At 64.3% G+C, this 14,854-nt stretch carries 11 protein-coding genes and 2 tRNA genes; 8 read left to right on the top strand and 5 right to left on the bottom strand.

The annotated features are described in order from the left end of the window. Together JOY90_RS12665 and JOY90_RS12660 are read right to left on the bottom strand one after the other, a co-directional pair. A partial coding sequence (locus JOY90_RS12665; RefSeq protein WP_291691471.1) for a glutamine synthetase beta-grasp domain-containing protein occupies positions 1–909 on the bottom strand: 909 nt, incomplete at its 3' end. A gap of 163 nt (positions 910–1,072) precedes the next feature. Continuing rightward, the gene (locus JOY90_RS12660; protein WP_007603495.1) at positions 1,073–1,411 is read right to left on the bottom strand and encodes a P-II family nitrogen regulator; all 339 of its coding nucleotides are present in this window, start codon (positions 1,409–1,411) and stop codon (positions 1,073–1,075) included. Between the two features lie 385 nt (positions 1,412–1,796). Here JOY90_RS12660 and JOY90_RS12655 point away from each other — a divergent pair, with 385 nt between their 5' ends. Next, positions 1,797–3,296 (top strand): NAD(P)H-hydrate dehydratase, encoded by a 1,500-nt coding sequence (locus JOY90_RS12655; RefSeq protein WP_291691470.1) that lies wholly within the window; start codon positions 1,797–1,799, stop codon positions 3,294–3,296. Between the two features lie 125 nt (positions 3,297–3,421). Here JOY90_RS12655 and JOY90_RS12650 read toward each other — a convergent pair whose 3' ends face one another. Both JOY90_RS12650 and JOY90_RS12645 read right to left on the bottom strand, forming a co-directional pair. Next, positions 3,422–4,504: an enolase C-terminal domain-like protein gene (locus JOY90_RS12650; RefSeq protein ID WP_291691469.1), complete on the bottom strand. Its 1,083-nt coding sequence runs from the start codon at positions 4,502–4,504 to the stop codon at positions 3,422–3,424. A 13-nt stretch (positions 4,505–4,517) separates the two neighbouring features. Next, the gene (locus JOY90_RS12645) at positions 4,518–5,825 is read right to left on the bottom strand and encodes a multicopper oxidase family protein (protein WP_291691468.1); all 1,308 of its coding nucleotides are present in this window, start codon (positions 5,823–5,825) and stop codon (positions 4,518–4,520) included. A gap of 134 nt (positions 5,826–5,959) precedes the next feature. Between JOY90_RS12645 and JOY90_RS12640 the strand changes: the two genes are divergently transcribed. The 7 genes from JOY90_RS12640 (at position 5,960) to JOY90_RS12610 (ending at position 13,536) form a co-directional block, all read left to right on the top strand. Continuing rightward, positions 5,960–6,044, top strand: a tRNA-Leu gene (locus JOY90_RS12640). A 198-nt stretch (positions 6,045–6,242) separates the two neighbouring features. Next, entirely contained in the window at positions 6,243–7,601 is a 1,359-nt protein-coding gene (gene tig / locus JOY90_RS12635; RefSeq protein ID WP_291691467.1) for a trigger factor, read from the top strand. Between the two features lie 223 nt (positions 7,602–7,824). Beyond that, complete coding sequence (locus JOY90_RS12630) at positions 7,825–8,463, top strand: ATP-dependent Clp protease proteolytic subunit (protein ID WP_291691466.1); 639 nt, start codon at positions 7,825–7,827, stop codon at positions 8,461–8,463. Between the two features lie 432 nt (positions 8,464–8,895). Beyond that, the gene (gene clpX, locus JOY90_RS12625; protein WP_195783996.1) at positions 8,896–10,170 is read left to right on the top strand and encodes an ATP-dependent Clp protease ATP-binding subunit ClpX; all 1,275 of its coding nucleotides are present in this window, start codon (positions 8,896–8,898) and stop codon (positions 10,168–10,170) included. A gap of 318 nt (positions 10,171–10,488) precedes the next feature. Continuing rightward, positions 10,489–12,915, top strand: coding sequence for an endopeptidase La (lon, locus tag JOY90_RS12620; protein WP_291691465.1), 2,427 nt, complete (start codon positions 10,489–10,491; stop codon positions 12,913–12,915). Between the two features lie 67 nt (positions 12,916–12,982). Next, positions 12,983–13,384 carry a GFA family protein gene (locus tag JOY90_RS12615; protein ID WP_291691464.1) on the top strand — a complete coding sequence of 134 codons (402 nt, stop codon included), beginning with the start codon at positions 12,983–12,985 and terminating at the stop codon, positions 13,382–13,384. A 77-nt stretch (positions 13,385–13,461) separates the two neighbouring features. Next, positions 13,462–13,536: transfer RNA gene (locus JOY90_RS12610), tRNA-Val, on the top strand. A 340-nt stretch (positions 13,537–13,876) separates the two neighbouring features. On the opposite strand, the gene JOY90_RS12605 is transcribed toward JOY90_RS12610, so the two are convergent. Further along, the gene (locus tag JOY90_RS12605; protein ID WP_291691463.1) at positions 13,877–14,260 is read right to left on the bottom strand and encodes a hypothetical protein; all 384 of its coding nucleotides are present in this window, start codon (positions 14,258–14,260) and stop codon (positions 13,877–13,879) included. Positions 14,261–14,854 lie beyond the last annotated feature (594 nt).

Here is a 14,854-nt window from a genome sequence, read left to right as displayed (position 1 = left end):
GATGACGCCGGCGATGTAGGACAGGCAGGTCTCGGACAGGTCGGCGTACTTGTTGCCGGCGAACACCGGCTTGCCTTCCTTCCAGATCGACTGGTGGCAGTGCATGCCCGAGCCGTTGTCGCCATAGACCGGCTTCGGCATGAAGGTGGCGGTCTTGCCGTAGATGTGGGCGACCTGGTGGATGCAGTATTTGTAGATCTGCATCTGGTCGGCCATCAGCGTCATGGCGTCGAACTTCATGCCGAGCTCGTGCTGGGCGGAAGCGACCTCATGGTGATGCTTCTCGACCTTGACGCCCATCTTGGACATCGCACCGAGCATTTCCGAGCGCATGTCCTGCACCGAGTCCTGTGGCGGCACCGGGAAGTAGCCGGCCTTGGTGCGGATGCGGTGGCCGAGATTGCCACCCTCGTACTCGGTGTCCGAGTTGGTCGGGAACTCCGAGGAGTCGAGCCGGAAGCCGGTGTTGTAGGGCAGGGCGGAGTAGCGCACGTCGTCGAATACGAAGAACTCGGCCTCGGGCCCGAAGAACACGGCATCGCCGACGCCCATCGACTTCACCATCGCCTCGGCCTTCTTGGCGATGCCGCGCGGATCGCGGTTATAGGGCTCGCCGGTGGTCGGCTCGAGCACGTCGCAGACCAGGATCAGGGTGGTCTCGGCGAAGAACGGATCGATCGTGGCGGTGACCGGATCGGGCATCAGGCACATGTCCGACTCGTTGATCGCCTTCCAGCCCGCGATCGAGGAACCGTCGAACATCAGGCCCTCGGCGAAGGAATCCTCCTCGATCATTCCGGCATCGAAGGTCACGTGCTGCCACTTGCCGCGCGGATCGGTAAAACGCAGATCGACGTATTTGACGTCATTGTCCTTGATTGATTGCAGGACGTCTTTGGCGGTCTTCATGAATCCCCCTCTGGCTACAGGTCGCGATCATCCGGCCGCGGGCAGCGACCGCGGACCATGCTCAATAGCGTTCGGTGGGGCTCAACACAATATCGGAACGGCCGGCGGAGCCGGCCTTTGCGTCGACTTTGAGCGACCGTCCAGGCCTGACCGCGTCGGGGCTCTAGATCGCATCGAGGCCGGATTCTCCGGTTCGGATACGGATCGCCTCCTCGATGTTGGAGACGAAAATCTTGCCGTCGCCGATCCGCCCGGTCTGCGCGGCGCGCCGGATGGCGTCGATCGCGCGTTCCACCAGGTCGTCGCCGATCACGATCTCGATCTTCACCTTGGGCAGGAAATCCACGATGTATTCGGCGCCACGATAGAGCTCGGCATGTCCCTTCTGCCGGCCAAAACCCTTGGCCTCGGTCACCGTGATACCTTGCAGACCCACCTCCTGAAGCGCCTCCTTCACCTCGTCGAGCTTGAACGGCTTGATGATGGCCTCGATCTTTTTCACGGAGCGTCTCCCGGGGGCATTTCCAGATTCGAAAAATTGCAAGTCGATGTCAGGTCGCGCATGATAAACGGGTCGTTCGATCGTCCAGTTCAGGACCGCTTGTTCGACCGTCCGATGTCCGGCAGCCGAGCCCTGAGGCCAGCCAGCCCAACGATCCGAAGCGGCTTCCCCAAAAGCAGGGTCTATGCCAAGTGCTCGACAGGCTCGATTTGCGGAATGTTATCAGACGATTAACTGGCATCTGGCTTGCTAGGTGACCGGGGGTGCAGAATAGCTAAGCCTGCGAAATAGGCAATCAGATCAATTGCTGTGCATTTGCAGTCGGCCGGCATCTGGTCGGGTTCGCAAGTGCCTGCATATGAGGCGTTTGATCGGGGTGTGTGGCATGGAGGTCTTGACGACGGCTGAAATGGAACGGGTGGACCGGCTGACCATTGCCGCCGGCACACCCGGCTTTGCGTTGATGCTGAGCGCCGGTCAGGCGGTGGCCGAAGCGGCCCAGCACCTCGTGGACGAGGGGCCGGTGCTGGTGATCGCCGGGCCCGGAAACAATGGCGGCGATGGGTTTGTCGCCGCCGCCGAGCTGGCGGCCCAGGGACGAGAAGTTTCCGTCATCCAGATGTGCGAGCGCGAGGCATTGCAGGGCGATGCGGCCTCCGCCGCGCGCGGCTGGAAATATCCGGTGCTGCCGTTCAATCCACATGCGATCGGCAGGCCCGCATTGATCATCGACGCGCTGTTCGGCGCCGGGCTGAGCCGCGCGGTCGAAGGCGAGCCGCGCGCGATGATCGAAGCGATCAATGCCAACGGCGCGCCGGTGCTGGCCGTCGACCTGCCGAGCGGCGTCAACGGCACGACGGCCGCCATCATGGGCGCGGCGGTGAGCGCCACCGAAACGGTAACATTTTTCCGCAAGAAGCCGGCGCATCTTCTGCTGCCCGGCCGTTTGCGATGCGGACGGGTGCGGGTCGTCGACATCGGCATCGACGCGCGGGTGCTGGATGAAATCAGGCCGCAGACCTTCGAGAACACGCCGCAATGCTGGCGCGAATCGTTTCCGGTGCCGCGGACCGACGGCCACAAATATTCCCGCGGCCATGTGCTGGCCCTCTCCGGCGGCATCACCGCGACTGGGGCGGCGCGGATGTCCGCCCGCGCGGCGCTTCGAGCCGGCGCCGGCCTCGTGACCCTGGCTTCGCCTCGAGATGCGCTCGCGGTCAACGCCGGCGCATTGACCGCGGTAATGGTACGCGCCGTGGATACGCCGGTCGAGCTTGGCCGGGAACTGGCCGACGAGCGCTACAATGCGGTCGTCATCGGGCCTGGCGCCGGCGTCGGTCCGCGCACGGTCGATTTCGTCCACACCGCGTTGTCGGCCGGCCGCCATATCGTGCTCGATGCTGATGCGCTGACGAGCTTCGCGGATGCCCCCGATCATCTGTTTCAGGCCGTCAAGGCGGCATCCCCGTCGCAGGTGGTGCTGACGCCGCATGAAGGTGAGTTTCCGCGGCTGTTCAGCGACATGAGCAACAAACATCCCGGCCGCTCCAAGCTCGACCGCGTGCACGCGGCGGCCGAGCGTTCCGGCGCGGTGGTGTTGTTGAAGGGGCCGGACACCACGATTGTCGCGCCCGACGGACGTGCCACCATTGCCGCCAACGCACCGCCCTGGCTTGCCACGGCCGGCGCCGGCGACGTGCTGGCCGGCATCATCGCAGGCCTGATGGCACAGGGCGTTCCGGCGTTCGAGGCCGCCAGCATCGCGGTGTGGATGCATGGCGAGGCCGCACGCGAGGCCGGGCCCGGCCTGATCGCGGAAGACCTGCCCGAGGTGCTGCCCGCCGTGCATCGCCACATCTACGACGAGTTCGGCATCGACTATTGAGCGCGCTGCAAGCGTCGTAGCCCGGATGAGCGGAGCGATATCCGGGAAACGGTGGACCCCCATATCGCTTCCGCCTTCGCTCTTCGAGCTTCGGCGGACAAGTCGCTCATGCGGGCTACGCCTGCTCAAACCAGGTATTTCGCGACCGCCGTCTCGTTCCATTCGAGACCGAGCCCGGGGCCGCGTGCGGTGAGCATGCCGTCGACGATCCGGATCGGCTCGGCCAGGATGGCGCCGGCGAAGTCCAGCACCTCGAGCCAATCCGCCGTCGGCGTCACCGCCAGCATGTGCGCGCTGGCCTCGGCGAACAGGTGGCTCGACATCGGGATGTTGGCGGCCTCGGCTTGCGCTGCGACGGCGAGCCAGCCGGTGATCCCGCCGACCTTCATCAGATCGGGCATGATGAGATCGGTCGCGCCGACGGCGATCGCCTCGGCAAAGCCGCGCGGAAACCACCAGTTCTCACCGGCCTGGATCGGGACCGCCGAGGCTGCGCGCACCCTGGCATGACCCGACAGGTTCTCCTGCGGTACCGGCTCCTCGACCCAGGTGAGGTCGTAAGGCGCGAGCCTCCTGATGCGGCGGATGGCCTCGGCCGGATCGAGCGACTGGTTGAAATCGATCATCAGCGCGACGTCGGGGCCGATCAGGTCGCGCACGCCCTTGACCACCCGCTCGTCGTTGGCGGCATCGCCATCGCCGCCCTTGATCTTGATGCCGCGAAAACCCTGGTCGAGCGAGTGGAGCAGCGCCTCCTTGTCGGCCACGGGATCGACCACGCCATAGCTGTCATAGGCGCGCACCGGCCGCGCCGCGCCGCCGAAGAGCTCGACCACGCCCTTGCCGGCGGCCTGGCCGAGCGCATCCCAGAACGCCATGTCGAGGCCCGACACCGCCATACCGACCAATCCCTGCCAGCCGAGCAGGCGGAATTTTGCGTCCATGGCGGCCATCAGGTCGCAGGGCGCGATCGCCTTGCCGGTGAGCTCGCGGCCGATCTCCTCGATCAGGCCGACCAGCGGCTTCAGCGTCATTTTCGTGTAGGCGAAGATATAGGCGTGCCCGGTGACGCCCTGGTCGGTCGCGACATCGATCAGGACCAGCGGCCCGGCATCGATGACGCCGAAGGCATTTCGCACCGGGCGTTTCAGCGGCGTGATCACCGCGCGCGCCTTCACGGCGGCGATGGCGGGAGTTTTCTTGCTCATGGGGCTCGTTCCCTCAACTGACGCCGTACCATCGCACGAGCCGCGGCGCCGACCAATCGGCACCGGCCCCCTCGATCAGGAAGCGCCCGGCATGCTCGGCGGCAAACGCGATGCGCTGGGTCTGGCCGGGCTCGACCGTGAGCGTGTCGAGCCAGAACGGCTTCCAGCCGTCGTCGAGCCGGTCGAGCAGCCGAAAATGATGACCGTGCAGATGGAAGGTCGTCGCCTTCTCGGCGCGGTTGGTGACAGCCAGCACCACGATGCGGCCGGCCTTGGCCTGAAAAGCCGGTGCGGCCGATGTGCGGAAGCTCGCCGGCGAGACCCATTCGGCGCCGCCGAGCGGAAGATCGACGCGAAGCGCGCCGCGCAGATCAAGCTCCGCCGGCAGCCCGTTCGACGGCAGCGGGGAGGGAGCCGGCAGCGGCGCCGGTCGAACCGGCGGATCGCTCGCGGTCACCAGCCGCGCGACCGCGCGGGCCTCTTTGCCGTCGTGCAGCAGGATGTCGCGCGCCGATCCCGGCGCGGAGGTCGCATCGACGAAGGCGTCGGCCCGGCCGCCCGGCGCCAGCACGATGGCGCCATTGCGGGCGAGGAAGGGTTCCGCGGGCTCACCGTCCAGGGCCATCACGCGGGCGTCGTGGCCTTCGATCTTGAGCGCGACGGCGGCGCGTTGGCAGCCATTGATGAAGCGCAGCCTCAAGCGCTCGTGAGTTCGCACGGTAATATCGGGCGACATCCGACCGTTGACGCTGTAGACGGGCGCGGCGATCTTCTCGCCTGCGTCCGGGCCGAGCCGCCAATCCTCGATCATGAACAGCTCGTCGCGATCGACCTTTGGCGGCTCGTCTTCCTCCACCACCAGGGCCAGCGGCCGCGACATCGGGCCGCGGCCGTCGGCGAGCAGCCCGAGGTCGCAGAAATGCGTGCCGGCATGGCGGAGCGGCAACGACAGAGTGGCGCCTGCCCCCGGCGCGAGCGGCGCCTGGGCGGTCAGCGGCTCGGCGGCCTGGGCGCCGTCGAGCCCATGCCAGTTCAACACGCAGGACACCGGCAGCGCGTTCTGCAGCGACAGCACGAGCTGGCCGCGCTTGAAACGCAGCGTCGGCAATGACGGTTGCAGCGACCAGACCGGAAGCTCCTGCTGGCCGCCTTGCAGCGCGATTGCGTCCAATCTGGCCACGAGCGTCAGGGATTGCGGCGGCTGCGCGGCCGCTGCCAGGGGGCGCATCCAGCCAGCCAGGGTGACGGCCGAAAATCCGGCCACGAAGCCGCGCCGGCTGGTCCAGGAAATCCGCTGTGCCATGAGACCGATGCGGACCATTTTTCGCGCGATCTGTCCAGTTGACGCGCGGCGACGGTTTGCCCTCAGGGGGCCGATTTTTTTGCTGCGAACCGGCAGACGCGTGATATAAGCCGCCGCCCGCGGGCATCGCGGCTTATCCTGATGCATCCAAAGCGGGCGTGGCGGAACTGGTAGACGCGCTGGATTTAGGTTCCAGTGACGAAAGTTGTGGGGGTTCGAGTCCCTCCGCCCGCACCAAGCGCTCTCGAGGCGTTGGCATTGGGATTTGTCGGGGACCGTTTGCCCGTGATCGGGCAGGGGCCGCCGAAAACGGCGCAAGGAAGGCGCAAGGAAACGGCACAGGCTCGACGCCCGGCGCCGATCGGATGAGAGGAAATTCCGGCCGCCCGGCCGGACGCATCGCGGAAGACGTATCGCGGAAGAAGATTTGACACCATGCAGGTCACCGAAACCCTGTCGCAGGGATTGAAGCACGAATTTCAGGTCAGCGTTCCCGCCTCCGACCTCGACGCCAAGGCGGATGCCCGTCTCGTCGATCTCAAGGACAAGGTGCGCATCAACGGCTTTCGCCCGGGCAAGGTGCCCGTGAGCCATCTGAAGAAAGTCTATGGGCGATCGGTGATGGCCGAGACCATCGATCAGACCATCCGCGATGCCAACACCCAGATCTTCAACGAGCGCGGCTTCCGCCTGGCCTCCGAGCCCAAGATCACCATGCCGACGGAGCAGAAGGACGTCGAGCAGCTCCTGACCGGCCAGACCGATCTCACCTATACGGTCGCGATCGAGGTGGTTCCGGCGATCTCGCTTGCCGACTTCAAGAGCTTCGACGTCGAGAAGCCGGTCGCCGACGTCGGCGATGCGGACGTCGATGAATCGATCAAGCGGATCGCCGAGCAGAATCGCAGCTTCGCGGACAAGGGTGATGGCGCCAAGGCGGAATCCGGTGATCGCGTCACCATCAACTTCAAGGGCACCATCGACGGCGTGGCGTTCGACGGCGGCACCGGCGAAGGCATCCAGGTCACGATCGGCTCAGGCACCTTCATTCCCGGTTTCGAGGATCAGCTCACCGGCGTCGCGGCCGGCGAGACCCGCACCTTGAAAGTGCCGTTTCCGAAGAATTATGCGAACGACAAGCTTGCCGGCCAGCCGGCCGAATTCGAGACCACCGCGACGGCCGTCGAGGCGCCGCAGCCGCTCGAGATCAATGACGAGCTCGCCAAGACGCTGGGACTGGAGTCGCTCGACAAGCTCAGGCAGGCCGTGCGCGAGCGTCTCGCTGCGGAATTCGCGGTGGCGACGCGCCAGCGCGTCAAGCGCGCGCTGCTCGATCGGCTCGACGAGACCCACAAGTTCGAGGCGCCGCCGTCGCTCGTCGACGAGGAGTTCAACCTGATGTGGAACTCGATCAAGGCCGAGATGGACTCGAGCGGCAAGACTTTTGCCGACGAGAACACGACCGAGGAGGCAGCGAAGCAGGAGTACCGCGGGATTGCGGATCGGCGGGTCCGGCTCGGTCTCGTGCTTTCGGAGATCGGCGAGAAGAACAAGATCACGGTGACCGACGAGGAGGTCAGCCGTGCGGTGATGGAGCGGGTGCGGCAGATCCCCGAGCGCGCGAAGGAGCTCTGGGATTATTATCGCAACAACCCCAATGCGCTGGCCCAGATTCGTGCACCGATCTTTGAGGACAAGGTCGTCGACTTCATCCTGGAGCTCGCCCATGTCACCGAGAAGAAAGTGTCGAAGGAGGAGCTCTACAAGGACGATGAGGAGAAGAGCGCGGCCTGACGAGAGGTAGGCGCGCGTTAAGAATGAGGGCGGGAAGCGGCCTCGCCGCACTGGGCGGGCGCGCGCGAATCGGATTCAAGTGACGTGACCTAGCCGATTGACCGGGCTTGCCGCCTGCGAAATCGGTCCATATGTGTGAGCTTGTTCTAGTCCTGCATCACGAGGCGCCCGGCCTCCACTTTGTCGCTGGCCGTCCGCCTCTGCCAACAATCCTGGGTGATTCATGCGCGATCCCGTTGAAACCTACATGAACCTCGTGCCGATGGTCGTCGAGCAGACCAATCGCGGCGAACGCGCCTACGACATCTTCTCGCGGCTGCTGAAGGAGCGCATCATCTTCGTCACCGGGCCGGTCGAGGACGGCATGTCGACGCTGGTGGTGGCGCAGCTCCTGTTCCTGGAGGCGGACAATCCGAAGAAGGAAATCGCGATGTACATCAACTCGCCCGGCGGCGTGGTGACATCGGGACTGGCGATCTACGACACGATGCAGTTCATCCGGCCGGCGGTGTCGACGCTGTGCACCGGGCAGGCGGCCTCGATGGGCTCGCTTCTGCTCGCTGCCGGTCACAAGGACATGCGCTTCTCACTGCCGAACTCGCGCATCATGGTGCACCAGCCGTCCGGCGGCTTCCAGGGCCAGGCGACCGACATCATGCTGCACGCGCAGGAAATCCTGAATTTGAAGAAGCGGCTCAACGAGATTTATGTCAAGCACACCGGCCAGACCTACAAGGCGATCGAGGATGCGCTGGAGCGCGACAAATTCCTCACCGCGGAAGCGGCCAAGGAGTTCGGCATCGTCGACAAGGTGATCGACAAGCGCGCCGAGGATCCGGCGCCGATGGCCAAGACGTCGTAGGGGCGTCGTGAGCGCTGCTCCGTAGCACTACGGATCGGCGCGGACGTTCCAGAGGCTGCGATTGCGCCGAGCTGGCCCTACCCTCCTACCGGGTGCAGGTTCCGGGTTCATGCCGGCGGGAGGCCTCGTGGCACTCAGGCAACGTCGCCCGATTTTGGAGATTTCCCTCGTGCCAATGCCTCAAATTACGGTATTGTCACGGGGCCTGTTGCACCGCCGGTTAGCGATTTCTTGATAGTCGGCTGTCAGCATGATTGGCTAGTATGATCGGGTATGATCGCGGGAGATTCGAACAAGGCCGTGATTCGCGCGGCATGTATGGCGTAGGGTCTTTTTTGGTACGGAATTTGCTCTATCTATATCCTTCCAGGCGGTGCAGAGCCAAAATGGATCGATCGGGCAGACGAGGTCGAACGGCGGACGGAGATAAGAATGAGTAAGGTCGGCGCGAGCGACTCCAAGAATACGTTGTATTGCTCGTTCTGCGGCAAGAGCCAGCACGAAGTCCGCAAGCTGATCGCGGGTCCGACCGTCTTTATCTGCGACGAATGCGTCGAGCTCTGCATGGACATCATCCGCGAGGAGAACAAGTCCTCGCTCGTGAAGTCGCGTGACGGAATCCCGACGCCGAAGGAGATCTGCAAGGTTCTCGACGATTACGTGATCGGCCAGAGCCATGCCAAGAAGGTGCTCTCGGTCGCCGTCCACAATCACTACAAGCGCCTGAACCACCAGACCAAGCACAACGACGTCGAGCTCGCGAAGTCGAACATCCTGCTGATCGGTCCGACCGGCTCGGGCAAGACGCTGCTGGCGCAGACGCTGGCCCGCATCCTCGACGTGCCCTTCACCATGGCGGACGCGACCACGCTGACGGAAGCCGGCTATGTCGGCGAGGACGTCGAGAACATCATCCTGAAGCTGCTGCAGGCCGCCGACTACAATGTCGAGCGCGCGCAGCGCGGCATCGTCTATATCGACGAGATCGACAAGATCAGCCGCAAGTCCGACAATCCCTCCATCACCCGCGACGTCTCGGGCGAGGGCGTGCAGCAGGCGCTGCTGAAGATCATGGAAGGCACGGTGGCGTCGGTGCCGCCGCAGGGCGGCCGCAAGCATCCGCAGCAGGAATTCCTGCAGGTCGACACCACCAACATCCTGTTCATCTGCGGCGGCGCGTTCTCGGGGCTCGAGAAGATCATTTCCGCGCGGGGCCGTTCGACCTCGATCGGCTTCGCGGCCCAGGTGCTGGCGCCGGAAGACCGCCGTACCGGCGAGATCTTCCGTCACGTCGAGCCGGAGGATCTCTTGAAATACGGGCTGATCCCCGAATTCGTCGGCCGTCTGCCGGTGGTCGCAACGCTCGAGGATCTCGACGAGGCCTCGCTGAAGAAGATCCTGACCGATCCGAAGAACGCGCTGGTCAAGCAGTATCAGCGGCTGTTCGAGATGGAGAACATCGAGCTCACCTTCGCCGACGAGGCGCTTGGCGCGGTCGCGCGCAAGGCGATCGAGCGCAAGACCGGCGCGCGGGGACTGCGCTCGATCCTGGAGAGCATCCTGCTCGAGACCATGTTCGACCTTCCGGGCCTGGAAGGCGTCGAGGAGGTCGTGATCTCGCGCGAGGTCGTGGAGGGAACGGCACGTCCGCTCTACATCTACGCCGATCGCTCCGACCGCGCAGTGGAAAGCAGCGCGAGCGCCTGAGAATTGGCTCGGCCCACGCAGCGGGCCGGTCAGAAAATCGTTGCGGAGAGGCGTCTCCGCAACGCGTTTGCGTAAGCGAGTAACTGCGTCAAGTCCGCATTTGGCGGGCATTTTCCGACACTTGACTCACCCCCGTCCGATAGCCACCTAATGCTATCGGCGAAGACGATTGCTCGTGCAGATTCGCCTCAACAACGATCCGGAAGCGTCCGCCTGCGCGTTCGCAGCCAGGCTGAAGTCCGGATCATCTCGGCACCTTGTGGCGGTTGCGCATGAGAGCGGGCTGCGTGCAAGGGGGCACAACAAAAGGAACAGGCCATGACGACCCCAAAACCCCGGCCAACAATCGTCCACGGCGAGAGCCACTCCTATCCCGTGTTGCCGCTCCGCGACATCGTCGTGTTCCCGCACAACATCGTGCCGCTGTTCGTCGGCCGCGAGAAATCGATCCGCGCCCTCGAAGAGGTGATGAAGAACGACGCGCTGGTTCTGCTGGCGACGCAGAAGAATGCGTCCGACGACGATCCGGGTCCGGATGCGATCTACGAGACCGGCACGCTTGCGAGCGTCCTGCAGCTCCTGAAACTGCCCGACGGCACCGTGAAGGTGCTGGTGGAAGGCCTGGAGCGCGCGCGGGTGGAGAAATACACCGACCGCGCCGACTACTATGAGGCGACCGCGGTCGCGCTCGCCGATACCGACGCGAAGTCGGTCGAGGCCGAAGCCATGGGTCGCTCGGTCGTGTCGGATTTCGAGAGCTATGTGAAGCTCAACAAGAAGATCTCGGCCGAGGTCATCGGCGTGGTGCAGGCGATCACCGATTTCGGCAAGCTCGCCGACACGGTCGCCTCCCATCTCGCGGTCAAGATCGCCGATCGCCAGGGCATCCTGGAGACGCTGTCGGTCACCACGCGCCTGGAGAAGGTGCTGGGGCTGATGGAGAGCGAAATCAACGTGCTGCAGGTCGAGAAGCGCATCCGCTCGCGCGTCAAGCGCCAGATGGAGAAGACCCAGCGCGAGTATTATCTCAACGAGCAGATGAAGGCGATCCAGAAGGAGCTCGGCGACGAGGATGGCCGGGACGAGCTCGCCGACCTCGAGGAGAAGATCAACAAGACCAAGCTCTCCAAGGAAGCCCGCGAGAAGGCCCAGCACGAGCTGAAGAAGCTGCGCCAGATGTCGCCGATGTCCGCGGAAGCGACCGTCGTGCGCAACTATCTCGACTGGCTGTTGTCGATCCCGTGGAACAAGAAGTCCAAGGTGAAGAAGGATCTGGAGGCCGCGCAGGCGGTGCTGGATGCCGATCACTATGGGCTCGAGAAGGTCAAGGACCGCATCGTCGAGTATCTGGCGGTGCAGTCGCGCGCCAACAAGCTGACCGGACCGATCCTGTGCCTGGTCGGGCCTCCCGGCGTCGGCAAGACCTCGCTCGGCAAGTCGATCGCGAAGGCGACGGGACGCGAATTCGTGCGCGTCTCGCTCGGCGGCGTGCGCGACGAGGCCGAGATCCGCGGTCACCGCCGCACCTATATCGGCTCGATGCCCGGCAAGATCATCCAGTCGATGCGCAAGGCCAAGAGCTCGAACCCGCTGTTCCTGCTGGACGAGATCGACAAGATGGGCGCCGATTTCCGCGGCGATCCGTCTTCGGCGCTGCTCGAGGTTCTGGACCCCGAGCAGAACTCGACCTTCAACGACCACTATCTCGAGGTCGACTACGACCTCTCCAACGTCATGTTCATCACGACCGCGAATACACTGAACATTCCCGGTCCGCTGATGGACCGCATGGAGATCATCCGGATCGCGGGCTACACCGAGAACGAGAAGGTCGAGATCGCGCGCAAGCACCTGATCCCGAACGCGCTCTCCAAGCACGGCCTGGATTCCAAGGAGTGGTCGATCGACGACGAGGCGCTGCTGCTGGTGATCCGCCGCTACACCCGCGAGGCCGGCGTGCGCAATCTGGAGCGTGAGCTCTCGACGCTCGCCCGCAAGGCGGTGAAGGAGCTGATGATCTCCAAGAAGAAATCGGTCAAGGTCACCGAGAAGACCCTGGAGGACTTCCTCGGCGTGCCGAAGTACCGCTTCGGCGAGATCGAGAGCGACGACCAGGTCGGCATCGTCACGGGCCTCGCCTGGACCGATGTCGGCGGCGAGCTGCTGACGATCGAAGGCGTCATGATGCCCGGCAAGGGCAGGATGACGGTCACCGGCAATCTGCGCGACGTCATGAAGGAATCGATCTCGGCGGCGGCGTCCTATGTCCGCTCCCGCGCGATCACCTATGGCGTCGAGCCGCCGCTGTTCGACAAGCGCGACATCCACGTCCACGTGCCGGAGGGGGCGACCCCGAAGGACGGTCCGTCGGCGGGTGTCGCGATGGCGACCGCGATCATCTCGATCATGACCGGCATTCCGGTTCGCCACGACGTTGCGATGACCGGCGAGATCACGCTGCGCGGCAGGGTGCTGCCGATCGGCGGCCTCAAGGAGAAGCTGCTTGCGGCTGCGCGCGGCGGCATCAAGACGGTGCTGATCCCCGAGGACAACGCCAAGGATCTCACGGAGATTTCCGATGCGATCAAGGGCGGCATGGAGATCATTCCGGTGACCCGTCTCGACGATGTCATCGCGCGTGCGCTGGTGCGCAAGCCGACGCCGATCGTCTGGGAGGAGGACACCAAGGTCCCCGTCCAGCAGGAGTCCGGCGATGAAGCCGGCGGCGGCCTGACCGCGCATTGAAGCCCACTGAATGCGGGGAACGGCGCCTTCGGGCGCCGTTCCTGTTTTTGGGAAGGAAGAAGGCACCATGCGGATCGACGGACGATGCCACTGCGGCCGCGTGACCTACGAGGCCGAGATCGACCCGGAACGCGTCTCGGTCTGCCATTGCACCGACTGCCAGTCGCTGACCGGCTCGCCCTACCGCGTGACGGTGATCTGCGACGGCGATGCCGTCCGGATGACGGGAGCGTCGGCGCGAGTCTACGCCAAGACCGCCGACAATGGCCGCACCCGCTATCAGCATTTCTGCGGCGAATGCGGCTCGCCGCTGTTCACGCACGGCGAGGGCGTACCGGATGATTGGGGCATCCGGTGGGGCTCGATCCGCCAGCGTGGCGCGCTGAGACCGCGGCGCCAGCTCTGGTGCCGCTCGGCCGCGCCATGGATCGGCGAATTGGCGGAACTGCCCGCACGGCCCGGCGATTGAGCCGATGCTTGCGCCCCGCCGGGGCGGAAGGGTAAAGAAGGCCGCTTGCGCATGATGCCATACGATCGTGCCGACAAGGGCGGTTAGCTCAGCGGTAGAGCACTGGTTTTACACACCAATGGTCGGGAGTTCGATCCTCTCACCGCCCACCAGCAAGTCTGGTTCAAGAACAACGAGTTTTCTGTTCTGTTTGCATCGCATTCAAGCGCGGTTCGAGCGTTGCGACTCTCGTTGGAGCGGAGGAAAAGACGGCCATCGCAGGCGCGAAGGGATGCGCGTGACGCAAGAAAATAGAGCGGCGGGACCGCAGCCAGCCCATTGCTTTGCGGACAGCCTGTCTGGTCCAAGAGCAGCAACGGATCAGGATCGGACCGGGAACGATCGGGCTCAGGGTCGAGCAAAGGCGGCGGAAGCTCTGGTGCCCTGATCGTAGCCGCCTCCGCCGGAACTGCGCGGCCAGCCCGCGGGCGCTTGTGTATGTTCGGCGCCGCTTCAGCGCCGTTGCCTGTTTGCACCTACGGCGTCGACGATGGCCTGTAACTGGTCAAGTGCGGAGATCTCGGCGTCAGCTCTTTCGGCCAGTTCGTGTTTGAGTCGCTCGGGAATCTCGTCGATCTCGCCAAGCGTGGCCTTGGTCATCACCTCCAGCGCTTCACGCGCCGCCGCGGCGGCACGGTTTAAACCTACGGCTTCCAGGCGCTCGTCCAGCGGCTGATCCCGGGAGCCGGATATCCCGCAAGCCTTCTCGAGTTCCTGCACTCGACACTCGAGCTCTTCGAAATCGCGCATTGTCGCCTCGAGCCTTTCGGCAAAAAGCCGCTGCTCATCTGCGTTCAACTCTGCTTCGATGCTTCGACGCGTCTCACGCTTTGGCATCGGCTATCTTCCTCGGGCAAAATGGCAAGAGAGCTTTGGCGTTGGCACACCCGAAGACTGTCGGGTCAAAAAGCGGTTCGTGAACTGGAGGAAACGGGGCCGCCCCGCCGCGCTCAAATCGGGGCTTTCCCTGGCCGACTACTTCCAATTGCCCCAGCATGAAACGACTAAGGGCCACAGTCGGCCAACCAATTGGCTACCGATGAGAAGAGGTTTGCGGAAGACCGGTTGAACACGGGAAAACACCGCTGTGCTTTGTGGGAAATGCGACAAACTGAAACGGAGAAAGAACGGAAGCATCCTGACAGCGCACCGCCTTCGAGGGCGGTATTCGTGCGCACGCCGATGACCCCCACCATGGCTGCGCTGGGTTTCAGCCGGGTCGAGGAGGGCCGACATGCGGAATCTCGGAGTCGTGGTGCTCGGCACCCGCGTTCGGAGGCTAGTCCGAAGTTTTCACTCACAAATTGCGCAAGTTGTTGACGGAGCTTGATGATTGCTCCGAACGGCATGTCAGTTACTGGACACGAACAGGATCGAACCCGAGTTGCTCGAAGGCAGCCTGCTGGAGAGCGGTTGATCTTGAGTGAAGTG

Source organism: Bradyrhizobium sp. (assembly GCF_019242285.1).
Lineage (GTDB): Bacteria > Pseudomonadota > Alphaproteobacteria > Rhizobiales > Xanthobacteraceae > Bradyrhizobium.
The sequence above is the reverse complement of the archived record's forward strand: the minus strand, read 5'-3'. Positions and strand labels throughout refer to the sequence as shown.